The following is a 24,858-nucleotide window of genomic DNA, read 5'->3' on the forward strand; positions in this document are numbered from 1 at the left end:
AAAGGAGGGTGGTTCACTTACCTCTAGACGAAAAGGAGGCTGCGCGATGAAAATCACTCTCAAATCCGCCGCCCTCACTGCCCTTGTTGCAACTGCTGCTCAAAGCGCGTTTGCCCAAGAGGTTACCCTTCGCTTTCAGCATTTCGTTTCCCCGAAATCTGCGAACCCAACTTACTTTATGCAGCCTTGGGCCGATAAAGTCGAACGCGATTCGGACGGTCGCATTAAAGTGGAAATCTACCCCCTGATGCAACTTGGAGGCAAAGCGCCTTCGCAATACGACCTCATTCGTGACGGGGTTGTGGATGGTGGTTGGGTCATTCCGGGATATCAACCCGGGCGTTTCCCCGAAGCTGAAGCCATGGAAATGCCGTTCATGGTCACCAAAAAGGGTGAAGAAGCCAGTAAGGCCGCTTGGATTTTTACTCAAAAGCACCTGATGGATGATTTCGCAGATGTGAAGGTAATAGCTGCGCATATGCATGGCCCCGGAGTGGTGCATAAAAAGGGTCCAGGAATTGCGGAAATCGCCGATTTCGACGGTGTAAAATTACGCGGACCTTCGCGTCCTGCAACGCTTCTTTTAAGTAAATTAGGGGCGAATCCGATCGGCATGGCCGTTCCAGCCTTCCCAGAAGCGCTCTCAAAAGGTGTGGTTGATGGCGGGGTTATCACGTGGGAAATGGCGCCCTCGTTGAAGCTCGACGAATTGACAGATAGCCACACCGATGTGGCGGGCGACAAATCCCTGTACAGCCTCTTTTTCATCTGGGCGATGAATAAGGACGTATATGAAGGGTTGCCCGACGACCTAAAAGCCGTGATCGACGCGAACTCTGGCTTTGAAACTTCCGCTTTGGCAGGGCGTGCGCACGACACGGGTGACATCGAAGGCAAGCAGGTCATGATTGATGCGGGCAACGAAATCGCCGAGATCAACCAAGAGCAGACCGAATTGATGAAGGCGCTGGGTGAAGAGGTGGTCGCTGAGTGGATTGAAGAAGTTTCGCAAAAAGGTCTCGACGGAGAGGCGCTTATCTCTGATGCGCGCGCTGCGGTTCAGTTAACTGAAGGCACCGCTGCGCCTTTGGAGTAACGAATGAAGTGAGGGTCGCCCATGGATTTGGGCGGCCTTTTCAAGCAATAGGCTCCAGAAACGTGACATGCGTATTACCATAGCGGCGGGTGTCGCGACGAGAAAAACCACGGGGCGCGGCTGCTGGCTGATCCTCTTCCCAAACGATCAGCGCCTTTGGGTCGATCCATCCCATTTTAAGTGCGTTTTCAAGCGCAGGAGCCCCTAAGTCTTGACCATAGGGGGGATCGAGAAATATCAAATGACAGGGCTTTTGCGCCGCAGGAAGCCCGTTGGCGGCACAGGTCAAAACGCTCGAGTCAGCTTCGCGATGTAGGATTTTGATGTTCTCGCGGACCAGCTTTTTTGCAATTCGGCCATTGTCAACAAACGTAACATGTTCGGCACCCCGACTGAGGGCTTCTAGGCCTAACGCACCAGTCCCTGCGAAAAGATCCAAAACGCGTGCACCCTCGATCGGGCGGCCAAACGCCCCCCCGTTGAGAACATTAAACAGGCTCTCGCGTACACGGTCGGACGTGGGGCGAAGATGTGCCGCGTCATCGCCGATGCCGACGTCCGTCAGCTTTGTTCCACGGTGTATGCCTGCGATTATTCTCATGATAGCAACGCCTTAAGGTTGGTCGAGAGATCAGAAATTGCCGCAGGGTTTGGTGTCCTCCCAGCCTCAATTAGGCGTTTTCCGATCATATAGGCACGGGGGTCATTCATCGCATCAACGGCCAAAAGCGTGCCGTTTTGATAGTACCAATGGCTCTGGGAATTTTCCGTTTCACCTTGGCGCACAATCACTCGATCATACCCTGTGTTTAGCCCAGCGATCTGGAGTTTAACATTGTACTGATCGCTCCAAAACCAGATTTTCGGCACATACTCAACTTGAGCGCCCATCATGTTTCGCGCGACGACTTCGGCCATATCAATAGCGTTGGGTACGCTTTCTAGTCGGATGCGCCCACCCTTGTAGGGCAGAGAGGCGCAGTCCCCCGCAGCCCAAATATTCGGGTCGCTAGTTTGACCCGTCGAATCCGTCTTGATTCCGTTTTCAATCGCCAAACCTGCCGATTCAGCAAGAAGATTGCCCGGAGTTACGCCTATGCCAACGATAACAAAATCAAAGGCTTCTTGGGTGCCGTTCGAAAATTCGGCCCCAGTAACTTCGGTGGTTCCCAACAATCGCTCCAATCCCAAGCCTTCGCGAATTTTCACGCCGTGGGACGCATGAAGAGCACGGAAATAGTTGGAGGTTTCAGGGGCGGCTACGCGCCGAAGAATGCGATCTGCCGACTCGATCAAAGTGGTGTCGACACCACTTTTGGCCGCGACTGCTGCTGCCTCAAGGCCGATATACCCCCCTCCGACGATCAATAAGCGCGCGTCCTTGCGAAAATGGGGTGCCATTGCGTCGACATCGGCAAGGCTGCGAACGCGAAAAACCTTCCTAAGTTGGCCACCGATTGCAGCGGGCAAAACGCGTGGAGAAGAACCCGTTGTGATGGCCAGCTTGTCATAGGACAGCGTTTCTCCTGCAACCGTGACTGTTTTGGATATGGCGTCAATTGCGTCAACAGGTGCGCCTAAACGCAAGGTTACCTTCAGGTCGTGATAAAAGCTTTCGGGGCGTAAATGGAGGCGCTCCCTTGCCATTTCGCCGAGTAAATAGGCCTTTGATAGAGGGGGACGCTGGTAGGGTATTTCGGCTTCGCTTCCGATCAGGGTGATGTCGCCCTGAAAGCCATCGTTACGCAGCTTGGCAACAAGGGATGCGCCTGCTTGGCCAGCGCCAACAACGATAAAATGCGACATGGGACGCGCCTCTCAGAGTATAATTTTTGGGAAAGATAGTGTGCGATGAGAGGAGTTGCAAACATCACCGCCCGCAAACCCTCGTTTACATCATATTTAAACGAGAAAATTCCCGCTAAGGTCCTTAAAGAAGGAGGCTTGGATAGAAGCGGAACAACCCCCATTTTCTCATAGTTCAAAAATCGTAATCCATGTTGCGTTCACACTTGAGGGATGGTCTTGAAGGGGCCATATTCGGTTAGAACTTCAATTTCCCTGCCAACGGCTTTTGCTTCAGCGTCCAAAAACTGAGATACGGCATGGTTGAAACCCTCGTCTGCAATCCAATGAAGGGAGTGGGTTTGAACGGGTAAATACCCTCGGGCCAATTTATGTTCTCCTTGTGCGCCAGCTTCGACTCGCTTCAATCCGTGTTCAATCGCAAAATCAATTGCCTGATAATAGCAAAGTTCGAAATGGAGAGCGGGGTGGTCTTCGATGCATCCCCAATATCGCCCGTAGAGCGTTTCTGCGCCGATCATATTGAGGGCGCCCGCGATTGGCCTCCAGTCTTTGAGTGCAAGAACCAGTAATATGTCGTCGCGCAGTGTCTCTTGCGCAATGTCGAAAAACGCCCTTGTCAGGTAGGGAGTACCCCATTTTCGCGCACCGGTGTCTTGGTAAAATTGCCAGAAGGCGTTCCAGTGATCGGGTTGAATTTCGTCACCGGAGAGTTGAATAATTGTGCCGCCAAACCCCTGTGCGGTTGCGCGTTCGCGGCGAATATTTTTGCGTTTACGTGCTGCCAAACTTGCGAGAAAAGCGTCGAAGTCTGAGTATCCATTATTCAGCCAGTGGAATTGTTGGCTTACACGGCGCAGCAAACCCATCTGCGCGCCAGTCTCGGCTTCGTCCTCGGTACAAAATGTGATGTGTAAAGATGATAGTTTGTTTTCCGCAGCGAGTTGAACGGCACCTTGAAGAAGGGCGCTGCTGCCTTCGGCTTCAAATCCAGGTAGAGTTAAAAAACGGCGTCCAGTTGCTGGCGTGAACGGGACGGCCATCTGTAGTTTGGGGTAGTAATTTCCCCCCGCATTCTCGAAGGCTTGAGCCCAGTTGAAGTCAAAAATATACTCTCCCTGACTGTGGGATTTTACGTAAAGCGGGGAGGCCGCAATCATTTGACCGTTTTTATGGACCGTCAGGTAGCGTCCGTGCCAACCACTCGTTCCGCCAACGGATCCACTGTCTTCTAGCGCTTTGAGAAAACGGTAGGTTGTGAAGGGATCAAAGGGGCGCGCCCCGTTCACTGCCTCTGGACAGGCGCAAGCGTCCCAGTCGGATGCGGAAATATCCGAAAGTGTCGGATGGATTTGGACTTCAATTTGCGCGCTCATAGGTCCTCAGGATACTGGGATTGGGCCGAAAGAGAGTGCCCGTTCGCTTGTGTCGGTCAAGAGGGCAGGTATTGTTCGAATGTCACGTTGTCAGCAACTTGACGGGCAGCGGCCTCACTGGCGTTCGACGTGATCGTCCAGCACAGAACAGGTACACCAAGCGATTTCAACTCCTGCACGCGGGGAATTGAAAGGCTATTGTGATCATGACTAATGAAGCTGCTTTTTGTGCGGTCAAAATCTTGGATGGCGGCAAGCTCATCGCGCCGATCCTGTGGGACGTGCAGCGAACTTCTGTCGTCCATAAGGCATGTTGTCAATCCGCGGGGATGATCGGGAAGTAAGTTTGCGATGACTTCTACCGAATATGGATTGAATGACATAAAAGCAATCGGCCCATTGTAGGAAACGGCGCATTGGGCCACCGCGTTTTCCAATGCGCCCACATTTGGCCCCATCGCGCCGTCTTGGTCTTTGATTTCCACAAGAAGAGGGACGCGTCCAGCGACCAACGCGAGGGTCTCCGAGAGCATCGGGATCGTCTGAGTTTCACCGTGGAGCAACTCGATTTGAACGAGGTCGCCGGACTCGCGCATTTGAATCGGGCCGTGCACGCCCGTCAGTCGAGTCATGTTGTAGTCATGGAAAACCATGGCTTGCCCGTCTTTGGAAAGTTGAACGTCCAACTCAATCCCATAGCCGCCTTCAATTGCAGCGAGAAACGCGGCGCGACTATTTTCGGGGCGTAGTGCCGAAGCATCATGAAGGCCCCGATGGGCGAGTGGTCGATCAAGAAAAGATTGGGGGAGGCGCGGAATTTGTCTCATTTGATTTCGAAAATACCTTCGATTTCAACAACAACGCCAAAGGGAAGGGAGGCTGCGGAAACAGCGGATCGTGCGTGTCGCCCTGCATCGCCGAGCGCTTCGACCATGAAGTCGGATGCCCCGTTGATAACGGCGGGCTGTTGATCGAAGTCGGGTGTGGAATTTACGAAACCAACCAGTTTTACAACGCGAACCAAACGATCCAAGTCCCCATCGCAGGCTGCTTTCACTTGAGAAAGAAGCGAAATGGCGCAACTGCGCGCGCAGGCGGCCCCTTCTTCGATTGAGATAGTATCGCCCAGTTTCCCGACGGCAAGTGCGCCGTCCTTCATCGAAATTTGACCCGAGACATACACTGTATTCCCAGTGCGCACAGACGGCACATAGTTCGCGGCTGGTGCTGGCGCATCAGGCAATGTCACACCAATTTTGGCCAAATTACTTTCGAAAATCCCATTCATGCGTCTGTCCTTTGAAACGGTTCCATAGGGACGGTAGCGGGGAAATGAAGCAGTGAAAAGGGGCGATTACTCCTCGCGAAAAGCCTTGTTGAAATAATCTGCAAACGGCTTCACCAAGAATGTGAGTGGTGAACGATCCCCGATCCGGAAATAGGTCTCGACGGGCATTCCGGGGATCAATCGGCTTCCGTTAGGGAGTTTTTCTTGCTCACCTGGGTTGAGGACAACTTCGCTTACATAATAAGCAAGTCCTGTTTGTTGATCAACGAGGGCATCCGGCGAGAGGTGGGTCATTGTGCCCAAGAGTTCGGGTGTGTCGCGCGTATCGAGTGCCGAAAAACGCAAAACGGTCTCTTGGCCCACGTAAACCTGATCCACGTGGATCGGATTGATCCGCGCAGAAATGACCAGCGGGCGATCTTGAGGCACGATATACAAAAGTGGGTCTGCGGGCCGAATAACGGCGCGTTCGGCAAACACCTGAAGGGAAAGAACGACGCCGCTGACGGGCGCGCGAATGTCCAAATTGCTGAGGCGCTCTTTGAGGGAGGATTCGTTTTCGCGCAGTTCCAGTTCCCGCAGTTGCAGATCGCGGAGCAGGCTAATCGTTTCTTCGCGGCGGTCGGTTCGAATTTTGAGAATTGCAAGATCAATGCCCGCCATGCGTCCTTGCGATTGCGCCGCGCTGGACGTCAATTCGCCCACAAGTCCGCGCAACCTAGCTTGCTCCCGCAGGAGGGCTAAGACCCGCGAAGCCGTAGCAAGACCGCGATCTTGAAGGGTTTGCTGCGCGTCCAACTCTTGCACAATGAGCTCAAGTTGCGTCACGAGCGCGGCTTGTTGGGCTTGGATTCCTTCCACTTGGTTGGCGATCTGTTCGCGCTGCTTTCCAAGCTGTTCAACTTCACTCGTTTGGGTTTCCGCGCGTGCTACAAAAAGGCGGGATTGACCGGACAAGACGTCCTCAACCTCAGGTCGGACCTTTGCGATCGCGAGGAGGGAGTCGTCGAATTTTATCTCGGAAGCCTTGTCGCGCTCCGCTTGAAGTCGTGCGCGACGAGCGGATACCTCATAGAGTTGCGATTGCGTGATAGAAAGCTCAGAGAGGGTGCGGGCTGGATCAAGAATAATAAGAGGTTGATTGGCTTCTACAACGTCCCCTTCGTCCACAAGTATGGATTGTACGACGCCGCCGTCCAAATGCTGCACAACCTGTCGTGAGTTGTCGACCTCGATTTGCCCTTGGGCGATGATCGCGCCCGAAATGCTAGTCGTGGCCCCCCAATAACCAAAGCCAATGACGAGAATTAAGATGGTCACGAACCCGAGGGCAACATACCTTTTGGCACCATACTTCATGGCCATTTGCGCGCTCATGTAACTCCCCCCGCGCCTTGATCCTGGCTAATTTGGTTGTGGTTTGTGACGTTCTGTTGAAGAATTTCGTTCTTTGGTCCGAATGCTTTGACCGATCCGTTCTCCATAATAAGAAGCAAGTCGCATTCCCGAATGGCGGCGGGGCGATGCGCCATTATGATGACCGAATTGCCCGCAGATTTGGCGGCACGAATGGCATGGTTTAGGGCCTCGGAGCCGACGTTGTCGAGGTTTGAATTGGGCTCGTCGAGCACCAACAAGACGGGATCATCATAAAAGGCACGCGCCAAGCCGATACGCTGAATTTGCCCTCCTGACAGGCGGCCACCCGCTCCGGACACCTGCGTGTCGTATCCCTGTGGGAGCGTCAGGATCATTTCGTGGGCGGCGGCTTTTTTCGCTGCAGCAACAACCTTATCATCGTTGATATCTTGGGAAAGCCTGCCAATATTCTGGGCAACGGTGCCCTCAAAGAGTTGAACCTTCTGGGGGAGATAGCCGATATATTTTCCAAGAACGTCTGGATCGTATTGCTCAAGGGAGGCGTTATCCAACCGGATGGTTCCCCCAGCAAGACGCCAAACCCCCGTTAAGGCGCGCGCGAGCGTTGACTTGCCCGAACCCGACGATCCAATCACCCCGAGAGCCGTACCTGCGGGCAGGGAAAAGCTCACCATTCTAAGGGCGGCCTGACTGTCGCCGGGGGGAACGACGGTGACCTGTTGTACGTCGAGTTTTGCGCTGGGCGGGGGAAGTGTTGTGCGCGGCTCTTCGGGGGGGATGGCGCTTAGAAGTTCGGACAATGATCGCCACCCTTGTTTGGCCCGCACAACATAGGCCCAGCCGCCAATTGCTTGCTCAACGGGTTGAAGCGCGCGTCCAAGAAGGATCGACCCTGCGATCATTGCGCCGGCGGACAGCTCGTTTTGAAGGACGAGATACGCCCCAAGCGCAAGCATGGCAGATTGAAGGAACTGGCGGAAAGTCTTGGTGGTCGTTGAAAAACCGCCCACGCGATCAGAGGCGGTGAGCGTAAATTCCAAAGCACTTTCACGCGTTGAGCGCCAACGCTCAAAGGCGGCCTCGCGCATTCCCAAGCTTTGAATGGTTTCCGCTTCGAACCGAATCTCTTGGGCTTGCAAGTCGGCTCTGCGGGCGGCGAGGCCAGCCGAGAGAACAGGCGCTTTTGTGGAAATTTGGTTGAAAAAAGCCACGACCATCAGGAATGCCCCCCCCGTGACCGCGAGGATGCCAAGCCACGGGTGGAAGAGAAAAATTGTCGCGATAAAGAGCGGCGTCCACGGCAAGTCAACGAAGGCAATGAAAATGGGGGAGGAAATGAAGGATTGCACGGCATCGACATCTTGCAGCGCTGTATTGGCGTTCTTTTGCAATTGCGGCACCGTGTTGGCGCGTAAAACGGCGGAAAAAACCCGCTTGTTTAAACTGGCCTGAAAACGAGCCCCTGCACGCGCCATAATCCGCCCACGCGTGAAATCCAAAACGCCCATGCAAAAATAAAGGAACGTTGCCAATATCGAGAGTGCGATCAGCGTTTCAACAGAACGACTAGAAAGGACGCGGTCGTAAATTTGGAGCATAAACAACGGCCCCGTCAGCATTAACAAATTCACAAAGATGCTAAACAGAATCATCGCCCAGATTAGGGGGCGGTTCTGGCGCTGTGCCGCATTGAGTTCTTCGCGACCCAGATCAGTGAATTGTTTTTGCATTAGGTGTAAATGTCTCGTTTAATAGGAGTTGCGGTTGCAATTTCGTAGGCTGCGTTGTACCCAAAAAGCTTCAAAAGATAATCGGTCGGTCTGTTTGGGTTGGGCTTTGTCGATAACATCATTGTGTGACCCAAAAGTACAAATAACTCGTTGAGAAGTGTCGTGTTTTTGCCAGAATTTCGTATCCGCGCCAAGTGTAGCTTAATTATTTGTTTGTTAAGCGTGTCGTTATTGTCCTCCTGTGCGCACCCAGAGCGCACGGGCGAAATTTACGACCCTTACGAAAAATCAAATCGTGCACGCCACGAAAACACCAAACAGTCGGATCAGGGGATGATTGGGCCTGTCGCGCAGGCTTATGGAAAGACCCCAGAGTTTTTGCGGACCACGGTGACGAATTTTTCAGATTATCTCGCGCTGTATCCGATGGTTGGAAACAACCTTCTTCAGTTTAACTTGGCGGGGGCCGCGCAAAATTCAACGCGCCTCTTGGTGAATACGACCTTTGGCCTTGCTGGCTTGTTTGATGTCGCATCCGACATGGGTATTTACGAGGACAGCACAGGGTTTGGCGACACATTGGCAGTATGGGGGGTCGGTGAAGGGGCATATCTTGAAGCGCCGTTTTTGGGTCCAACGACCCAACGTGACGCCGTCGGTGGCGTTGTTGATTTGGCGACTAATCCAATGTTCTATTATGATGGTGGGCGCTATGCCGCCGTTGGCCTTCTGGCATTGTTGGGTGCGAAGCTTGATAAGCGTTTCCGTTATTCAGGTTCCGTGGATCAGCTTTTCAATGAGAGCGCGGACAGTTATGTTCAGACACGTATGATGTACCTTCAGAACCGTCGCTATGAACTTGGGCAAGAAGTCGCTCCAAGTGCGGATGGTTGCACAAATGGCTATGCAGACCCATATGAGGACCCATATGCAGATCCCTACGCGGACCCTTCTGCATCTACAGGGTCCTGCGATACTGAATAAGAGGCAGTTATGACACATCAGGTTACACGACGCAGCATTTTGGGAGGCCTCGTTGCCTCTGGGCTTTGGCTATCGACGGCCCCCATGACTTTTGCGCTTTCGGTGGATGCATCTAAAACGCTCGTTATCAAACTGGTGGATGATATCAACGCTGTGATCGCCACGGGGAAGCCTGAACGGTCGATGTACAAAGATTTTCAGCGTATTTTCGCGGACTATGCGGATGTGCCCGCTATCGCACGCTATGCTTTGGGGTCGGATGCGCGCAGGGCCTCACCCGCCCAAATAAAGGCGTTTACGGGCGCTTTTGAAACTTACATCGCGCGTAAATACGGCAGCCAGTTCCACCAATTTATTGGGGGTCGAATTGAAGTCGATAGCGCCGAAACCGTGAAAAGCTTTGTCGAAGTTAAAACGACCGCGTTTATGCGCGGCGAAGCGCCGTTTGAAATCAAATTCCTGATCTCCGATAAATCGGGCAAACACAGGTTTTTCAACATGTTCATCGAGGGCATCAATATGCTCCTAACCGAGCGCTCCGAAATCGGCTCGATCATTGACGCCAACAATGGCGATCTTAATAAGGCAATCGCGCAGTTGAAGAAACTCAGCTAGTTCCCGCCGCCAAAAATCTGCAGGAGCAGGTTCTCGATCGGATTGGTTCCCTTGGGCTGGGGATTGGCACGTTGGGGCGCATTCGGGTCGACATAGGCGCTGGGCGCTTGTCCATCGATCATCGGCAGGGGAGAAATCGGGACCCCCTCGTTAATGCGGACCATAGCATCGTGCCAGATTTCAGCGGGAAGTCCGCTTCCCGTGACACCCGTTAGCGGCGTATTGTCGTCATAGCCAAGCCAAACACCGGTAACATAATCCGCCGTAAATCCGATAAACCACGCGTCGCGCGCGGCCTGTGTTGTGCCCGTTTTCCCTGCGGCTTGACGGCCGTCAAGTTTGGCACGACGGCCACTTCCGGATTCGATCACTTGATACATCATATAGGTGAGTTGCTCGGCAGCATTGGTTGTGATGACCCGCTCGCCCATACCACCGTCTTGACCAATCAGCGGCTCCGTGTCGCCTTGAAGGCGCAGTTCCGAAAGGCCGTAGGGGGTCACGCTACGGCCGCCATTAAGGATGCCAGCATAAGCACCCGTCATTTCAAGTAGCGTGCTCTCAGACGCGCCAAGGGCCAGCGCGGGACCCGCCGCAAGGTCGCTTTGAATGCCAAACATTTCGGCCACGGTGCGTACATTTTCGCGCCCTACGCCTTCGGATATGCGAACCGCAGGAATGTTCAGGGAGCGTCTTAAGGCTTCGGTTAAGGTAACTGTGCCGCTGAACTTATGGTCGTAATTCGATGGCGTCCACGGGCCCGAGCCCGGGATATCGATCGTTAGGGGTTCGTCTTTGACATAGTCGTTGTAGGAATATCCAAGGTCCAAAGCGGCCGCATAAACGAAGGGTTTGAATGCGGACCCTGTTTGGCGCGAAGCTTGGGTTGCGCGGTTAAAGGCGCCTGTTGCTTTAACATCGCGGCCACCAACCATTGCCCGTACTGCTCCGTCTGCCGACATGACCACAATCGCGGCTTGGGCCTTGGAACCATCGCGGACTTTGGTGTCAAAAATATGCAGCATGGCTTGTTCGGCAGCGCGTTGGACGCGCGGATCAAGCGTTGATTGAATGATCACATCTTCGGTGGTGTCGCGAGTTAGATAGCTCGGACCTTCGGACATAACCCAATCGGCAAAATACCCACCCGTACGCGACTTGGCTGCATCAGAAAGCGTGGCGGGATTTGCACGCGCTTCATTGGCTTGCGCAGTGGTTAGGAGACCTTGTTCTTCCATCAATTTCACCACGGTCTCTGCGCGATCTTGGCTGCGTTGAAGATCATTGGTCGGCGCATAGCGCGTGGGCGCCTTAAGTAGACCCGCCAGCATCGCCGCTTGCGCGGGCGAAATTTGGTTGGCGGACAGATTGAAATAGCGCTGGCTTGCAGCTTCAAATCCACGAGCGCCCGCACCGAGGAAGGCGCGGTTCAGGTAGATCGTTAGGATTTCATTCTTGGTGAACTTTACCTCAAGCGCCATCGCATACAGCGCTTCTTTAGCTTTACGAACGAGCGATCCTCGACGGCAATCGGACTCATACTCGCGTTCGGTCATTTTATTCGTGTCGTGTGGAACTCCAAGACACAACAGTTTCGCGGTTTGCTGTGTGATTGTGGACCCGCCATTCCCAGAGAGCGCCGAGCGCCCTTCGGACAGGTTGATTTTGACAGCACTCGCGATGCCGCGTGGCGAAACGCCAAAGTGCCAGAAAAAGCGTTTGTCCTCGGTCGCGGTGACGGCATTCTTGAGGTGTGGAGACACCGTTTCGGTGGTGACCATGCCGCCGAATTGATCACCGCGCCATGCAAAGACTTGGCCATTGGTGTCGAGAAGCGTTACCGAACCGCGTGTCCGCCCATCAACCAGTTCTTCAAGCTCGGGCAAAGTGGACGCGTAAAACAACACACCCAGCGCGACGAGAATGGTACAGACAGCCCCCACGCGCCACGTAATTCCCCAGAACAACCGGACGATCCAACGAAACAGCCGACTGATCGGATTTCTCTTCGGCGCGGGTCGAGCACGCCGCTTGGAGCGCGTTTTTCGCGTCGCAGTTTTAGGAACCGCCCGCTTAGGGCTGCTCTTCTTAGCGTTCGCGCGCTTCTCTGCCACCAATTTGGGGCGTTTTGGGCCTGTTCCGGTCATCTGCTACTCGTCTTAGGGCGTATTTTTCCTCAACTTACAGGGTCTGAACCGAATTGTAACGGGACTATTCGTGACTGATTCTTCTTTTTGGTGTGCTCAAATTTTAATCTAATCGCCCAATTTGTGCATTTTTTGTGCACTTTCGGTCGCCGGAGGCCCGCATTATAGGGTTTGCTTCCTTGAATCCGAACAAGTCTGCGCGTTTTTTAGCCTCATGGAAGCGCGGGCACCGAACAGATGTTCAACGCCTGAGAATGTAAGGGGAACGACGTGAAACTCATTATCGCAGCAATCAAACCGTTCAAGCTCGAAGAGGTGCGCGAAGCACTCACCGCCATCGGTGTTCGGGGCATGATGGTTACAGAAATTAAGGGGTTCGGATCTCAATCCGGCCATACCGAAATCTACCGTGGCGCAGAATACGCGGTGAATTTCGTGCCGAAGGTCAAATTGGAAATCGTCGTTTCGGCCGCCATGGCGGACCAAGTCGTAGAAACCATCCAAAAAACCGCCAAAACCGACAAAATTGGCGACGGCAAGATTTTTGTTCTGGACGTAGCCCATGCGGTGCGCGTGCGGACTGGCGAAACCAACGAAGACGCGCTGTAGGCGCTGGATTCGACAAAGGAATTATACATGAAACTGAATAAATTAATCCCGCTGAGCGCGACGGCAGCCTTGCTTCCCCTCGCCAGTTTTGCCCAAGACGCTGAAGCTGTTGTAGCGGTTGCTGTGCCAACAGATTCCGTCTTTATCCTCAACTCGCTCCTCTTTCTCATCGGTGGCTTCTTGGTCTTCTGGATGGCCGCTGGGTTCTCGATGCTCGAAGCCGGTCTTGTCCGTTCCAAAAACGTTACCATGCAGCTTACAAAGAACATGGCGCTCTTTGGTCTGGCCTGTATTTTCTACTACTTGATCGGTTACAACCTTATGTACCCATTGGGCAATTGGTCGGTTGACGGTGTTCTTTCCGGTGTGTTTGGCCCGGCAGTTCTTGAAGTTGTTGGAGTGACGGCTGACGGTGCAGACGATTACTCCTATGCGTCCACTGGCTCTGACTTCTTCTTCCAGTTGATGTTCTGTGCGGCGACGGCCTCTATTGTTTCTGGTACGCTTGCTGAGCGCATCAAACTTTGGCCCTTCTTGGCTTTCACAATTGTTCTAACGGCAATCATCTACCCAATCCAAGCGTCTTGGAAATGGGGCGGCGGTTTCCTTGATGCGGCTGGCTTCCTTGACTTCGCGGGCTCCACAGTTGTGCACTCCGTTGGTGGCTGGGCAGCTTTGACTGGCGCACTTGTTCTTGGTCCACGTTTGGGTAAATACAAAGACGGTCGAGTCATCCCAATGATGGGTTCCAACCTTACGCTCGCTACTTTGGGTACGTTCATCCTTTGGATGGGTTGGTTTGGCTTCAACGGTGCTTCGCAACTCGCAATGGGTTCGGTTGGCGACGTCGCTGATATCTCGCGGATCTTTGCAAACACAAACGCGGCGGCGGCAGGTGGTTTGATCACAGCCCTCTTGCTCACTCAAGCTCTCTATAAAAAGCCAGACCTTACAATGATCCTTAACGGCGCACTTGCTGGTCTGGTTTCCATCACAGCAGAGCCGCTGACGCCAACAATTGGTGAAGCAACGCTTATCGGTGCTATCGGTGGATTGATTGTTGTCTTCGCAGTACCAATGCTCGACAAACTCAAAATCGACGATGTTGTTGGTGCGATCCCAGTTCACCTTATGGCTGGTATCTGGGGCACAATCGCGGTTGTCTTCACAAACAGCGACGCGTCTTTGGGCACACAGCTTTACTCCATCGTAGTTGTAGGTGGGTTCACAGTCGTAACTTCTGGCGCCCTCTGGCTCCTCCTGAAACACACCGTTGGTATCCGAGTGAGTGCAGAAGCAGAGATCACAGGTCTTGATGTGGCGGAGCTTGGTATGGAAGCCTATCCCGAGTTCTCTAAAGGCTAACTACATCTGAGAAATTTCAAGAAACGCGCTCGGGCTGTCATGGCCCGAGCTTTTCCGTTTTTACTTGTTGTTCCGGCTCTTGAATGGCTGCAAAGTGTGGCATGACGCAGATCGATCCAACCATTTCCGACAAAGCTGTTGCGGCTGTTTTTGCCGGATTTCCAAGGCCTGCGCGGGACGGCACACTTCTCCTGCGCTCCATCATCTTTGAAATCGCCGATAGGGATGAGCGGGTCGGCGGCGTTTCGGAAACCCTCAAATGGGGGCAGCCTTCGTATTTACCGATTGCCAAAAATGTTGGCACCCCAATTAGGCTGGGTGTCCCAAAGGCGGGGGGCTTTGCTTTATTCGTCCATTGTCAAACGACTGTGATCAGTGAATTTCGAACGCTTTTTTCTGGTGACTTTGAATTCGACGGTAATCGCGCGGTGTTGTTTGACAGCAAGGAAGGCATCGAAATCGAGAAAATCACGCTGCTGATCAATCGCGCTTTGACATATAAGCTCTAGTTTAAAAGGCGTCGCGCAATCACCTGCGCTTGAATTTCTGCCGCGCCCTCGAAGATGTTTAGGATGCGGGCGTCGCACAATATGCGGCTGATTTGATACTCAAGTGCAAAGCCGTTGCCGCCGTGGATTTGCAGGGCATTATCCGCCGCCGCCCAAGCGACCCGCGCTCCAAGGAGTTTCGCCATGCCAGCCTCAAGGTCGCAGCGGCGCTCATTATCTTTCTCACTCGCCGCGAAATAGGAAAGTTGCCGTGCGATCATGATCTCGACGGCCATCACCGCCAACTTGCCCGATACACGCGGGAAATGGATGATGCTTTTGCCGAATTGCTTGCGGTCGATGGCGTATTGCATCCCGACTTCCAACGCATTCTGGGCAACGCCGATTGCGCGTGCGGCCGTTTGAATGCGTGCGCTCTCAAAGGTTTGCATCAACTGCTTAAACCCTTTGCCCTCTACGCCACCCAGAAGGTTTTTGGCATCAACTTTGAACCCATCAAATGCCAGTTCGTATTCCTTCATGCCGCGATAGCCCAGCACCTCGATTTCACTGCCACTCATCCCCTGCGTAGGGAAAGGTACGTCGTTCGTACCCGAAAGTTTCTCAGCCAAGAACATGGAGAGCCCCTTGTGGTCATCGCTTGAGGTGTCGGTCCGCGCCAAGAGGGTCATCACGTGGGTTCGGGCGGCGTGGGTTATCCACGTTTTGTTGCCCGTCACGGTATAGCTTTCGCCATCTTTCACAGCGCGTGTCCGTAAGGAGCCAAGATCGCTGCCTGTGTTCGGTTCGGTGAAAACGGCGGTTGGCAGGATTTCTGCGCTGGCGATTTTGGGGAGCCAATACTGTTTTTGCTCCTCGGTTCCACCACATAGGATCAATTCCGCTGCAATTTCGCTGCGGGTACCCAGGCTACCAACACCGATGTAGCCGCGAGAAAGCTCTTCGCTGACCACACACATACTTGCCTTGGATAGCCCAAGCCCACCGTATTCTTCGGGAATGGTCAGTCCAAAAACGCCCATCTCGGCCATTTCGTTGAGGATCTCAAGCGGGATTAATTCATCCTTGAGGTGCCAGCCGTGGGCAAAGGGAGTAACGCGTTCGTTGGCGAAACGGCGGAACTGATCACGGATCATCTCAAGGTCTTCGTCTAGACCCGTAGCACCAAACGTGGCGTGGCCGGTGTTGTCTTGCATAAGGGTAACAAGTCTGGTGCGCGCGGTGGTAGAATTGCCTAGGGCCATAAGCGATTCCACCGCCGTCACGCGCAGAGCGTCAGGCGAGATTTCAAGGTCCTGCAAGCGGGCCATCTCCCCTTGGCTCATCGGGATACCGCCTGAAAGTTGACAGAGGTATTCGCCAAAACTGATCTGAAGGATCAGTTGTTCCATTTCCGTAAAAGTGCCGCTATCCGCGAGGGATTGTGCCCACGCCAGCATCCGAGTGAGGGCCGCCTGATAGGTCGCAAACCATGCGAAGACGTGGGCTTGGTGCTGATGGGTTTCGAGTAGTGCGGCGTCGACGCGGCCATCGGCTTGCACCTTTTGAAGGAGGTGTGCCTTGGCCTCCTCAAGCAATGCTTCTAGGGGCGGCAAACTCTGGGCGCAGCAGATTAGGAGGTCCGGCAGGATGGGCGACGATTGGGATTTGCGCATATCTAGTCCATCTTTTGGCATTGGGCTCTCCTTAAGTTCGTTGATATGAATAATCCTTTCGCAACTGCAGCGCAAGAAAAATTCGTTTAACGCGGTAAAATTGACTTAAAAGAACTTTGTCGAATTTGTGATGTTCTCCGAGTATTCCCTGTATAACGGGCACGAAATTGGAGACATTCTTGGAAAATATACTTACAGACATTCCCCTTTTGGTGCTTCTAATGGCCTGTTTAATAACGGTTATTGCGGGTTTTGTGAAAGGCGCTATTGGGTTTGCGATGCCGATGATTATGATTTCGGGGTTGGCTTCTGTCTTGAGCGCCGAGGCTGCACTTGCAGCGCTGATTTTGCCCACGGTCATGACGAATGCTGCACAAGCATTGCGACAGGGTCTCCATGAAGCATTGCAAAGTGCGTGGCGATTCCGGCTGTATTTGGGGATCGTTTTGGTCTGCATTATGGGGAGTGCGCAACTTGTTACGCTCATGCCTCAAAACGCGATGTTCTTGATGATCGGCATTCCGGTTTTGCTGTTTTCGATTACGCAAATTTTGGGTTGGCATCTGTCTATCAAGAAGGAGCATCGCAAGCGCGCAGAGGTCATCATTGGATGTGTAGCTGGCTTTACCGGCGGGCTATCTGGGATTTGGGGGCCGCCCACTGTGGCCTATCTGACGGCCATTGGAACCGAAAAAAAAGAGCAAATCCGCGTTCAAGGCGTCATCTATGGGGCGGGCGCGGTGGTTCTTTTACTCGCCCATATTAAGTCGGGCGTCTTTACCGTAAGTACGGGGTCGTTTTCTGCGCTTATGTTGGCACCCGCCCTGTTGGGAATGCTCTTGGGGATGCGAGTTCAAGATCGACTCGATCAAGCGAAATTCAAGAAGGCGACGCTGATCGTTTTGGCGATTGCGGGTCTCAATCTTATTCGTCGTGGGGTGTTTGGCTAGGCCACCGCGCAAAACGCCCCACTATTTAGAGGGGGCGTTTTACAAGTTCTACTGACGACTAGCCGATTGCCGCAGAGCGAACATCATCGTCAATATAGTCTAGGTACTGTGTGAAATTGTCCGAAAACATTGAGACAAGCTTTGCGGCCTGTAAATCATAGGCTTCGGAATCGCCCCAAGTCCGTCGAGGATCAAGCAGGATGTCTGCAACACCGTCCACGGAAACCGGCACGTCGAAGCCGAAGTTTTCATCCTTGCGGAAGCGCGCTTTCTCAAGGGAGCCGTCGAGCGCCGCTGTCAAAAGTGTCCGCGTGGCCTTGATGGGCATTCTGGAACCAGTCCCATAGGCACCGCCCGTCCAACCCGTGTTCACCAACCAACATGTCGCTCCGTGTTTCGCAATTTTTTCGCGCAGGAGGTTGCCGTAAATCTCAGGACGGCGTGGCATGAAGGGGGCGCCAAAACAAGTTGAGAATGTAGGCTCAGGTTCGGTCACACCCCGTTCGGTACCCGCCACTTTGGAGGTGAAGCCGGAAAGGAAATGATACATCGCTTGCGCGGGGGTTAAACGGCTGATCGGTGGAAGAACGCCAAAGGCATCGCAGGTCAACATGATGATGTTTTTGGGATGCCCGCCAAGCGCGCTTTTGGACGCGTTCGAAATGTAGTGAAGCGGGTAGGCGCACCGCATATTGGCCGTCAGACTATCATCCTTGAAGTCAAGTTCTTTGGTCTCGGGATCAAAAACCATGTTTTCGATTACGGTGCCAAAGGTCCGCGTGGTCTCATAGATTTCAGGCTCGGCATCGGCACTAAGATTGATGGTCTTCGCGTAACAGCCTCCCTCAAAATTGAACGTTCCACGATCTGACCAGCCATGCTCATCATCGCCAATCAAGGTACGGGAGGGGTCGGCAGAAAGGGTCGTTTTCCCAGTGCCTGAGAGGCCAAAGAAAATGGCTGTGTCGACAGGGTTTCCCGGGGCGTGGTTGGCCGAGCAATGCATCGGCATGATACCCTTTGCCGGTAGTAAGTAGTTGAGAAGTGAGAAGACGGATTTCTTATTTTCACCGGCGTATTCAGACCCACCAATAAGGATGAGTTTCTGGTCGAAATTCATGGCAATAACGGTCTCGGAACGACATCCGTGGCGCTTGGGGTCGGCTTTGAATGTCGGGCAATTAATAACGGTAAACTCGGGAAGGAAATCCTCCAATTCATCGCGATCAGGGCGACGCAACATATGGCGAATGAAAAGGGCGTGCCATGCAAGCTCTGTGACCATGCGTACATCAAGGCGCTGACTTGCATCGGCGCCCGCATAAAGGTCTTGGACGAAATAGTCGCGACCTTTCATATGCTCGAGCATGTCTGCATAAAGGATGTCGAATTTATCTTCCTGCATGGGGGCGTTGTTTTCCCACCAAATTCCGCCTTTTACAGAGTCACTTTGCACCACAAATTTATCTTTGGGCGAGCGACCAGTATGTTTGCCAGTGGTGACCAAAAGCGTGCCGCCTTGGCCTAATGTACCCTCGTCGCGCTTAAGAGCGGTCTCGATGAGGGCAGGTTCCAGATCGTTATAATAGACATTTCCCAGCCCCTTTATGCCTTGTGTCTCAAGGTTGCAGGTTGGGTTCACACGACCGTGTGTCATAATGTAGCTCCTCGCGCCGTGTCCTAGCAGCGCGCAATCTCTTCCAAAGCGCAAAGGGCCAATTCTGCGCACCAGCCGCGGGCCCGGCTGATAGGCAATTGTAGCACGGAAGATCGGTTTGAAAAGCGGTCAGGGGCGCGCAGTTTGCGCTAACATTTTGGGTTTAGCGTTACCGTTTAGCGCTAACGGGGCGCTTGGATTGAAAAATCCAGCCGTGTTTGCAAAGTTTTATGCCTTTTGGGGCACATTCTAATTCAAGAACGTAGGGTGATTCGCAGTTAAGAGTTGATTCGTCAAAGTGGAACACCCAGAGTGGATAAAAAATTGAGCATAAAAAAACTATATAAAGGAAGACCTCCATGTCGAAGATCGCTTTGGTCGACGACGACAGGAACATCCTGACGTCAGTAGCTATGACCCTTGAGGCAGAGGGTTTCGAAGTAGAAACATATAATGACGGTCAATCCGCACTAGACGCTTTTAACAAGAGTCTGCCGGATATGGCTGTTTTGGATATTAAAATGCCGCGCATGGATGGAATGGACTTGCTCCAACGTCTGCGCCAAAAAACCGCAATGCCGGTTATTTTTCTCACATCCAAAGATGATGAGATTGATGAAGTTCTTGGGCTGCGCATGGGGGCGGATGACTACGTAAAGAAGCCGTTTTCCCAACGTTTGCTGGTTGAACGCATTCGCGCTCTCCTGCGTAGGCAAGAAGCAATGAACGGTGTAGAGATTGCCGAAACCGAAGAAACCAAAGTTATCGAACGCGGTGATTTACGGATGGACCCATTGCGGCATTCCGTGCGTTGGAAAGGGAATGATGTTTCCCTAACTGTGACCGAATTCTTGTTACTGCAAGCTTTGGCCCAACGTCCTGGTTTTGTGAAAAGTCGTGATCAGTTGATGGATGTCGCCTATGACGATCAAGTTTACGTCGACGACCGCACGATCGACAGTCACATCAAACGGCTTCGTAAAAAGATGCGGACCGCAGATGATGATTTTTCGGCAATTGAGACGCTTTATGGTATCGGCTATCGATACAACGAAGATTGATGCCCCCAACTTTGGGTAAGAATGTGCGCGATACAAAAATGCAAAAAGAAGCGAATGTTGTTCTCGGTGAAGACTGGGATGGACCGAGCAGTGGCGTGGAAAGCGAGCTGCGCAAAAGGCGCGAGCAACGCGGGTTTATTTCCCTCAACCGTTCGCCACTTGCGCGCAAAATTATCACGTTCAATTTATTGGCCCTCGTCATTTTGGTGGCGGGTGTTTTGTATCTCAATCCGTTCCGTGACAGCCTTGTGTTGCAACGCGAACGGGGTCTTGTCATTGAGACACAACTGGTCGCGGACGTACTCGAAGCGCATTTTTGGGATGCAGAGACCCTTCCCAATGAGGCATCTGTTTTTGCAAATCTTGCAAAACTGTCGCTTCCTTCGGGCGTCGACGCATATGTTTACGATCCTGAAGGAAAGCTCGTAGCCTCTACGATTGGGATCGAGCGCTCGGGCATACCACCGGTAAGCGGTTTGGTTCAGAACACTCGTAGTACGCTTATTACCGACTTCTTGAATTCTATGTGGGAAGGTGTTTCCGGAGTATTTACCTCGGAACCCGCAAGCGATGGTTTTGGTTCAACTGTTGAGCCTCCCGTCGAATTTGTACAGAAGACTTCGGATGGCTCAACCCACGTGAACACCGGATTGGATTCCCAAGGTCGTGCAGTGTTTACCGTGGTAACTCCGATCCTTGTTGGTGGGGAGAATTTGGGTTCAGTCGCCGTGACGAGTGCTGAGGGCGAAATCGATTTTCTTGTTCGAAGTGAACGGGAGCAGGTGCTGCAAATGTTTGTAATCGCTATCCTCGTCTCAGTTGGGTTAAGTCTTGTGCTTGCTTCAACCATCGCCAATCCACTTTCGGATTTGGCGGCGGCCGCCGAACTTGGGCGCGACAAAAATGCGCGTAAAATGAGTCCGAACCGTGTGCGCATCCCTGACCTAACCGCTCGGCCAGATGAAATCGGGCGTCTTTCCGGTGCGCTTCGAGGGATGGTGACCGCCCTATATGATCGCATTGAGGGCAACGAACAATTTGCGGCTGATGTCGCGCATGAGATCAAGAATCCTTTGGCTTCCCTTCGATCTGCCGTCGGTACTTTACGTGTCGCAAAACGCGAAGATCAGCGGGACAAACTCCTCGATGTTATCGACCATGATGTGCGTCGCTTGGATCGTCTTGTCAGTGACATTTCAAACGCTTCTCGGCTCGACAGCGAGCTTGTCCGAGAAGAAGAAGAACAGTTTGATCTGTTGAAAATGCTTGGCAACATCAACGATTACCTTGGTGGCGATGCGAAATCCAAGGGGGTTGAGTTCATTTCCGACTTGCCTGCTGATCCGATCCATATTCACGGTCTTGAGGCGCGTTTGGCACAAGTTTTCGTTAATCTCATTACCAATGCGATCTCGTTTTGCGAAGACGGGGACGCAATTCGAGTTTGGGCGCGAAAACGGGAAAATCGCGTGCTTATAGTAATTGAGGACACTGGCCCAGGGATTCCTGACCAAGCATTATACAAAATCTTTCAACGCTTTTATTCTGAACGCCCCGCTGGGCAATTCGGCAATAATTCCGGTCTAGGCTTGGCAATTTCCAAGCAAATCGTCGAAGCCCATGGCGGCGTGATTTGGGCGGAAAACATTCGCCCGACAGATGCTGATATCACCTCCGACCCCTTGGGCGCGCGTTTTGTGGTTGGGCTCCCTGTTTGAGCCATCAATTGTGAGCTTTTAAATGGAAACGAATGAGCTCCACCATGCGTCCACGGTTGCTATCGATGGTAAAGCCGCGGTCATTTTCGGATGTTCAGGCAGTGGTAAGTCGACCCTTGCGCTTAGGATGATCTCCCTTGGCGCGACACTTATTTCGGACGATCAAACGCAGTTGTCACTCGAAGACGGAGTACTTGTTGCTTTGGCTGTGCCAGAAATTTCGGGCAAATTGGAGGTGCGAGGTGTTGGGATAATTTACACACCGTTTGAGCCCCGCGCAATAGTTTCCCTTTTCGTGGATATGGATAAAGTGGAGGAAACGCGGCTTCCTCCTGCGAGAGAAATCGTCTTACTTGGCCAAAAAGCCACCTTGTATCATTGCATTAAGGGTGATCATTTCGCAGATGCACTCATGCAGATTCTAAAATACGGCAGATCAGATTGACACAACCTCGCCTAACAGATGACCCAGTTTTAAGGCAGCGCTTGGTTCTCGTGACTGGCCCGTCTGGTGCTGGGCGCTCTACCGCGATTAACACCCTCGAGGATGCGGGTTACGAAGCTATTGATAATCTACCTATTTCTCTTCTGCCACGATTGCTGGAAAATGGGGTGTCTGATCGCCCACTGGCACTCGGAATCGATGCGCGCAACCGCGATTTTTCTACGAAGGGCTTGTTGGAGCTTTTAGACAATTATTCACTGTCCGGTGATCAGGCGATAGAAGTCCTTTATTTAGATTGTAGCACCGAGGTTCTGTTGCGCCGTTTCTCTGAAACGCGGCGCAGGCATCCTTTGGCTCCATCTGAAACTCCGGAAATTGGCATTCAGCGCGAGCAAGACTTACTTGTTCCCATCCGCGCATGTGCGGATATACTTATTGATACTTCGGACATGTCACCGCATGAGTTGCGAGCAGAAGTGGAACAATGGTACGCGGCAGAAAAAAGCCAAAAACTGGCGGTATCAGTCCATAGCTTTTCCTATAAACAAGGTATGCCGCGTGGCATTGACATGGTTTTCGACTGTCGGTTTTTACAAAATCCGTATTGGCAAGAAGACCTTCGCGCCCTGAATGGCCTAGACAAAGCGGTCGCCGACTATGTGGCGCAAGACAAGCGTTATGATGACTTCTTTTCAAAAGTTTGCGACTTTTCAGAAATGTTGTTGCCTGCCTATATAGAAGAGGGTAAAGCACATTTTTCGATTGGTTTCGGATGTACAGGCGGACAGCACAGATCGGTCGCCGTCGCTGAAAATGTGTCGAATGTACTTGCGAAGGCTGGTTGGCAAGTGTCAACTAGACATAGAGAAATTGAACGCCGCACACGCACTTCGTCCGGCACAAAATTGGGGAAAACGGCGTGATCGGAATTTTGATCGTCGCACATGGCGGATTGGCCAAAGAATACCTTTCTGCTGTCGAACATGTTGTCGGCAAGCAAGACGGTATGCGCGCTATTTCAATTGAGGACGATCACGATCGTGAAGAGAAGCAGTGTGAAATCTGCGATGCGGCAAATTCAGTTGATACTGGCGACGGGGTCGTCGTTGTTACGGACCTTTTTGGTGGGTCTCCCTCCAATCTTTCTCTCCGAGCATGCAACCCCAAGAACCGGAAAATCATCTACGGTGCCAATCTTCCAATGCTCGTCAAACTTACCAAATCACGCAGTTGCACAGTGCAAGAGGCGGTCGAAAACGCGCTGAACGCGGGTCGAAAATACATTAACAGCTTCGATGCAAATCCCACAAGTTAGGACGTCATGAGCATTACGAGAACGTTGGATATCGTCAATGAAAAGGGCCTGCATGCCCGTGCTTCCGCCAAACTCGTGGAAGTGGTTGAAGGCCATGACGCACGAGCCGAAGTCAGCAAAGACGGACTTAGTGCCTCTGGTGACTCAATCATGGGCTTACTCATGCTGGCGGCGTCAAAAGGCACACAGATCGAAATCACGACAACTGGCGACGAGGCAGAAAAACTTGCTGATGCCTTGCAAGCCCTAGTTGTTAACAAATTCGGCGAAGATTTTTAGCGCGTCGGAACGGGTGTTTCTCCGCGATAGTCATAAAAGCCACGTTCCGTTTTTCGACCAAGCCATCCAGCTTCGACATATTTTGTCAGGAGCGGACACGGGCGATATTTTGTATCCGCGAGGCCATCGTGGAGTACGTTCATGATCGCCAAGCATGTGTCCAAACCAATAAAGTCAGCAAGTTCCAGCGGACCCATGGGATGATTTGCCCCTAGTTTTAGAGAACTGTCGATGGACGCCACCGATCCGACCCCCTCATACAATGTGTAGACGGCTTCGTTGATCATCGGCATGAGGATACGGTTTACGATGAACCCAGGAAAATCTTCTGCTGAGGCGGCCGTTTTTCCCAATTTTTCTACAACGGCCAAACACGCGCGATAAGTTTCCTCATCAGTTGCAATCCCGCGAATAAGTTCGACCAATTGCATAATGGGAACGGGATTCATGAAGTGAAAACCCATGAATTTTTCCGGACGGTCTGTGCCACTCGCGAGGCGTGTTATGGAAATCGACGACGTGTTGGACGTGAGGATTGTATGCGGCTGAAGATGTGGCAAAAGGTTAGCAAAAATTTTAACTTTTACGTCTTCTTTTTCCGTAGCGGCTTCAATTACGAGATCCGATTGCCCAACTTGTGCAATATCAAGCGTTGTTTGGAGCCGACTTAGTGCCGCGTCACGTGCATCGCTTGAAAGCTTGTCGCGGGCAACTTGCCTTTCAAGGTTTGACTCGATTAGGGCGAAAGACGCATCCAGCTGATCTTGAGAAATATCATTCAATACAACGTCATAACCAGCAACGGCCAAAACATGTGCGATTCCGTTTCCCATCTGGCCTGCGCCAATGACACCGATTTTTTTAATTTCCATT

24 protein-coding genes are annotated in these 24,858 nt (G+C 52.5%); 13 read left to right on the forward strand and 11 right to left on the reverse strand.

Features of this window, described 5'->3' with window-relative positions:
- The first annotated feature begins 46 nt into the window (after nt 1-46).
- Nucleotides 47-1,096, forward strand: a complete 1,050-nt coding sequence (locus tag AB9F27_RS16550) for a TRAP transporter substrate-binding protein (protein WP_335585393.1) — start codon at nt 47-49, stop codon at nt 1,094-1,096.
- A gap of 40 nt (nt 1,097-1,136) precedes the next feature.
- On the opposite strand, the gene rsmD is transcribed toward AB9F27_RS16550, so the two are convergent.
- The 7 genes from rsmD to AB9F27_RS16585 form a co-directional block, all read right to left on the reverse strand.
- On the reverse strand, nt 1,137-1,697 hold the full coding sequence (rsmD, locus tag AB9F27_RS16555) for a 16S rRNA (guanine(966)-N(2))-methyltransferase RsmD (protein ID WP_335585394.1): 561 nt from the start codon (nt 1,695-1,697) through the stop codon (nt 1,137-1,139).
- Complete coding sequence (locus AB9F27_RS16560; RefSeq protein WP_335585395.1) at nt 1,694-2,902, reverse strand: FAD-dependent oxidoreductase; 1,209 nt, start codon at nt 2,900-2,902, stop codon at nt 1,694-1,696. The genes rsmD and AB9F27_RS16560 overlap by 4 nt, the downstream gene beginning before the upstream one ends.
- 200 nt (nt 2,903-3,102) lie before the next feature.
- Nucleotides 3,103-4,278: a GNAT family N-acetyltransferase gene (locus tag AB9F27_RS16565; RefSeq protein ID WP_335585396.1), complete on the reverse strand. Its 1,176-nt coding sequence runs from the start codon at nt 4,276-4,278 to the stop codon at nt 3,103-3,105.
- A 56-nt stretch (nt 4,279-4,334) separates the two neighbouring features.
- The gene (locus AB9F27_RS16570) at nt 4,335-5,105 is read right to left on the reverse strand and encodes a glycerophosphodiester phosphodiesterase family protein (protein WP_335585397.1); all 771 of its coding nucleotides are present in this window, start codon (nt 5,103-5,105) and stop codon (nt 4,335-4,337) included.
- Nucleotides 5,102-5,566: a RidA family protein gene (locus AB9F27_RS16575; RefSeq protein WP_335585398.1), complete on the reverse strand. Its 465-nt coding sequence runs from the start codon at nt 5,564-5,566 to the stop codon at nt 5,102-5,104. Before AB9F27_RS16575 ends, AB9F27_RS16570 begins: the two co-directional genes overlap by 4 nt.
- A 66-nt stretch (nt 5,567-5,632) precedes the next feature.
- Entirely contained in the window at nt 5,633-6,943 is a 1,311-nt protein-coding gene (locus AB9F27_RS16580; RefSeq protein WP_335585399.1) for an HlyD family type I secretion periplasmic adaptor subunit, read from the reverse strand.
- Nucleotides 6,940-8,676, reverse strand: coding sequence for a type I secretion system permease/ATPase (locus tag AB9F27_RS16585; protein WP_335585400.1), 1,737 nt, complete (start codon nt 8,674-8,676; stop codon nt 6,940-6,942). The genes AB9F27_RS16580 and AB9F27_RS16585 overlap by 4 nt, the downstream gene beginning before the upstream one ends.
- A 162-nt stretch (nt 8,677-8,838) precedes the next feature.
- Here AB9F27_RS16585 and AB9F27_RS16590 point away from each other — a divergent pair, with 162 nt between their 5' ends.
- Both AB9F27_RS16590 and AB9F27_RS16595 read left to right on the forward strand, forming a co-directional pair.
- Complete coding sequence (locus AB9F27_RS16590; RefSeq protein ID WP_369757948.1) at nt 8,839-9,660, forward strand: VacJ family lipoprotein; 822 nt, start codon at nt 8,839-8,841, stop codon at nt 9,658-9,660.
- Between the two features lie 9 nt (nt 9,661-9,669).
- Nucleotides 9,670-10,275, forward strand: a complete 606-nt coding sequence (locus AB9F27_RS16595; protein ID WP_335585402.1) for an ABC transporter substrate-binding protein — start codon at nt 9,670-9,672, stop codon at nt 10,273-10,275.
- Here the strand turns inward: AB9F27_RS16595 and AB9F27_RS16600 are convergent.
- Entirely contained in the window at nt 10,272-12,422 is a 2,151-nt protein-coding gene (locus tag AB9F27_RS16600; RefSeq protein ID WP_335585403.1) for a transglycosylase domain-containing protein, read from the reverse strand. The two genes, AB9F27_RS16595 and AB9F27_RS16600, sit on opposite strands and share 4 nt — an antisense overlap.
- A gap of 270 nt (nt 12,423-12,692) precedes the next feature.
- On the opposite strand from AB9F27_RS16600, the gene AB9F27_RS16605 reads away from it, so the two are divergent.
- The 3 genes from AB9F27_RS16605 (at nt 12,693) to AB9F27_RS16615 (ending at nt 14,905) form a co-directional block, all read left to right on the forward strand.
- A complete protein-coding gene (locus tag AB9F27_RS16605; protein WP_335585404.1) occupies nt 12,693-13,031 on the forward strand; it encodes a P-II family nitrogen regulator in 339 nt (112 codons plus the stop codon).
- 27 nt (nt 13,032-13,058) lie between these two features.
- Complete coding sequence (locus AB9F27_RS16610; RefSeq protein WP_335585405.1) at nt 13,059-14,396, forward strand: ammonium transporter; 1,338 nt, start codon at nt 13,059-13,061, stop codon at nt 14,394-14,396.
- A 101-nt stretch (nt 14,397-14,497) separates the two neighbouring features.
- Nucleotides 14,498-14,905: a DUF1801 domain-containing protein gene (locus AB9F27_RS16615; RefSeq protein WP_335585406.1), complete on the forward strand. Its 408-nt coding sequence runs from the start codon at nt 14,498-14,500 to the stop codon at nt 14,903-14,905.
- Here the strand turns inward: AB9F27_RS16615 and AB9F27_RS16620 are convergent.
- A complete protein-coding gene (locus AB9F27_RS16620; RefSeq protein WP_335585407.1) occupies nt 14,902-16,581 on the reverse strand; it encodes an acyl-CoA dehydrogenase family protein in 1,680 nt (559 codons plus the stop codon). The genes AB9F27_RS16615 and AB9F27_RS16620 overlap by 4 nt on opposite strands.
- A gap of 158 nt (nt 16,582-16,739) precedes the next feature.
- On the opposite strand from AB9F27_RS16620, the gene AB9F27_RS16625 reads away from it, so the two are divergent.
- Complete coding sequence (locus tag AB9F27_RS16625; RefSeq protein ID WP_335585408.1) at nt 16,740-17,510, forward strand: sulfite exporter TauE/SafE family protein; 771 nt, start codon at nt 16,740-16,742, stop codon at nt 17,508-17,510.
- A gap of 58 nt (nt 17,511-17,568) precedes the next feature.
- Here the strand turns inward: AB9F27_RS16625 and AB9F27_RS16630 are convergent, their stop codons facing one another.
- Entirely contained in the window at nt 17,569-19,167 is a 1,599-nt protein-coding gene (locus AB9F27_RS16630) for a phosphoenolpyruvate carboxykinase (protein WP_335585409.1), read from the reverse strand.
- A gap of 359 nt (nt 19,168-19,526) precedes the next feature.
- Between AB9F27_RS16630 and AB9F27_RS16635 the strand changes: the two genes are divergently transcribed.
- From AB9F27_RS16635 to AB9F27_RS16660, 6 genes are read left to right on the forward strand one after another with little or no spacing between them, the layout of a single operon-like run.
- The gene (locus AB9F27_RS16635; protein ID WP_039000056.1) at nt 19,527-20,228 is read left to right on the forward strand and encodes a response regulator transcription factor; all 702 of its coding nucleotides are present in this window, start codon (nt 19,527-19,529) and stop codon (nt 20,226-20,228) included.
- Nucleotides 20,228-21,946: a sensor histidine kinase gene (locus AB9F27_RS16640; protein ID WP_335585410.1), complete on the forward strand. Its 1,719-nt coding sequence runs from the start codon at nt 20,228-20,230 to the stop codon at nt 21,944-21,946. The genes AB9F27_RS16635 and AB9F27_RS16640 overlap by 1 nt, the downstream gene beginning before the upstream one ends.
- A gap of 22 nt (nt 21,947-21,968) precedes the next feature.
- Complete coding sequence (locus AB9F27_RS16645) at nt 21,969-22,391, forward strand: serine kinase (RefSeq protein WP_335585411.1); 423 nt, start codon at nt 21,969-21,971, stop codon at nt 22,389-22,391.
- Entirely contained in the window at nt 22,388-23,314 is a 927-nt protein-coding gene (gene rapZ / locus AB9F27_RS16650) for an RNase adapter RapZ (protein ID WP_369757949.1), read from the forward strand. Before AB9F27_RS16645 ends, rapZ begins: the two co-directional genes overlap by 4 nt.
- Nucleotides 23,311-23,706: a PTS sugar transporter subunit IIA gene (locus AB9F27_RS16655; RefSeq protein WP_039000054.1), complete on the forward strand. Its 396-nt coding sequence runs from the start codon at nt 23,311-23,313 to the stop codon at nt 23,704-23,706. The genes rapZ and AB9F27_RS16655 overlap by 4 nt, the downstream gene beginning before the upstream one ends.
- A gap of 6 nt (nt 23,707-23,712) precedes the next feature.
- Nucleotides 23,713-23,985, forward strand: a complete 273-nt coding sequence (locus AB9F27_RS16660) for an HPr family phosphocarrier protein (protein WP_335585412.1) — start codon at nt 23,713-23,715, stop codon at nt 23,983-23,985.
- Here the strand turns inward: AB9F27_RS16660 and AB9F27_RS16665 are convergent.
- Nucleotides 23,982-24,857 carry a 3-hydroxybutyryl-CoA dehydrogenase gene (locus AB9F27_RS16665; protein ID WP_335585413.1) on the reverse strand — a complete coding sequence of 292 codons (876 nt, stop codon included), beginning with the start codon at nt 24,855-24,857 and terminating at the stop codon, nt 23,982-23,984. The genes AB9F27_RS16660 and AB9F27_RS16665 overlap by 4 nt on opposite strands.
- Nucleotide 24,858 lies beyond the last annotated feature (1 nt).

Origin of the sequence: Falsihalocynthiibacter sp. CO-5D18, from assembly GCF_041205445.1 — a bacterium.
GTDB classification, from domain to species: domain Bacteria; phylum Pseudomonadota; class Alphaproteobacteria; order Rhodobacterales; family Rhodobacteraceae; genus Falsihalocynthiibacter; species Falsihalocynthiibacter arcticus.

Excerpts from the sequence above, each read along its gene's own strand:
- AB9F27_RS16550 (WP_335585393.1), top strand. The coding sequence starts at position 47 with ATGAAAATCACTCTCAAATCCGCCGCCCTCACTGCCCTTGTTGCAACT.
- rsmD (WP_335585394.1), bottom strand. The coding sequence starts at position 1,697 with ATGAGAATAATCGCAGGCATACACCGTGGAACAAAGCTGACGGACGTC.
- AB9F27_RS16560 (WP_335585395.1), bottom strand. The coding sequence starts at position 2,902 with ATGTCGCATTTTATCGTTGTTGGCGCTGGCCAAGCAGGCGCATCCCTT.
- AB9F27_RS16565 (WP_335585396.1), bottom strand. The coding sequence starts at position 4,278 with ATGAGCGCGCAAATTGAAGTCCAAATCCATCCGACACTTTCGGATATT.
- AB9F27_RS16570 (WP_335585397.1), bottom strand. The coding sequence starts at position 5,105 with ATGAGACAAATTCCGCGCCTCCCCCAATCTTTTCTTGATCGACCACTC.
- AB9F27_RS16575 (WP_335585398.1), bottom strand. The coding sequence starts at position 5,566 with ATGAATGGGATTTTCGAAAGTAATTTGGCCAAAATTGGTGTGACATTG.
- AB9F27_RS16580 (WP_335585399.1), bottom strand. The coding sequence starts at position 6,943 with ATGAGCGCGCAAATGGCCATGAAGTATGGTGCCAAAAGGTATGTTGCC.
- AB9F27_RS16585 (WP_335585400.1), bottom strand. The coding sequence starts at position 8,676 with ATGCAAAAACAATTCACTGATCTGGGTCGCGAAGAACTCAATGCGGCA.
- AB9F27_RS16595 (WP_335585402.1), top strand. The coding sequence starts at position 9,670 with ATGACACATCAGGTTACACGACGCAGCATTTTGGGAGGCCTCGTTGCC.
- AB9F27_RS16600 (WP_335585403.1), bottom strand. The coding sequence starts at position 12,422 with ATGACCGGAACAGGCCCAAAACGCCCCAAATTGGTGGCAGAGAAGCGC.
- AB9F27_RS16610 (WP_335585405.1), top strand. The coding sequence starts at position 13,059 with ATGAAACTGAATAAATTAATCCCGCTGAGCGCGACGGCAGCCTTGCTT.
- AB9F27_RS16615 (WP_335585406.1), top strand. The coding sequence starts at position 14,498 with ATGACGCAGATCGATCCAACCATTTCCGACAAAGCTGTTGCGGCTGTT.
- AB9F27_RS16620 (WP_335585407.1), bottom strand. The coding sequence starts at position 16,581 with ATGCCAAAAGATGGACTAGATATGCGCAAATCCCAATCGTCGCCCATC.
- AB9F27_RS16630 (WP_335585409.1), bottom strand. The coding sequence starts at position 19,167 with ATGACACACGGTCGTGTGAACCCAACCTGCAACCTTGAGACACAAGGC.
- AB9F27_RS16635 (WP_039000056.1), top strand. The coding sequence starts at position 19,527 with ATGTCGAAGATCGCTTTGGTCGACGACGACAGGAACATCCTGACGTCA.
- AB9F27_RS16640 (WP_335585410.1), top strand. The coding sequence starts at position 20,228 with ATGCCCCCAACTTTGGGTAAGAATGTGCGCGATACAAAAATGCAAAAA.
- AB9F27_RS16645 (WP_335585411.1), top strand. The coding sequence starts at position 21,969 with ATGGAAACGAATGAGCTCCACCATGCGTCCACGGTTGCTATCGATGGT.
- AB9F27_RS16660 (WP_335585412.1), top strand. The coding sequence starts at position 23,713 with ATGAGCATTACGAGAACGTTGGATATCGTCAATGAAAAGGGCCTGCAT.
- AB9F27_RS16665 (WP_335585413.1), bottom strand. The coding sequence starts at position 24,857 with ATGGAAATTAAAAAAATCGGTGTCATTGGCGCAGGCCAGATGGGAAAC.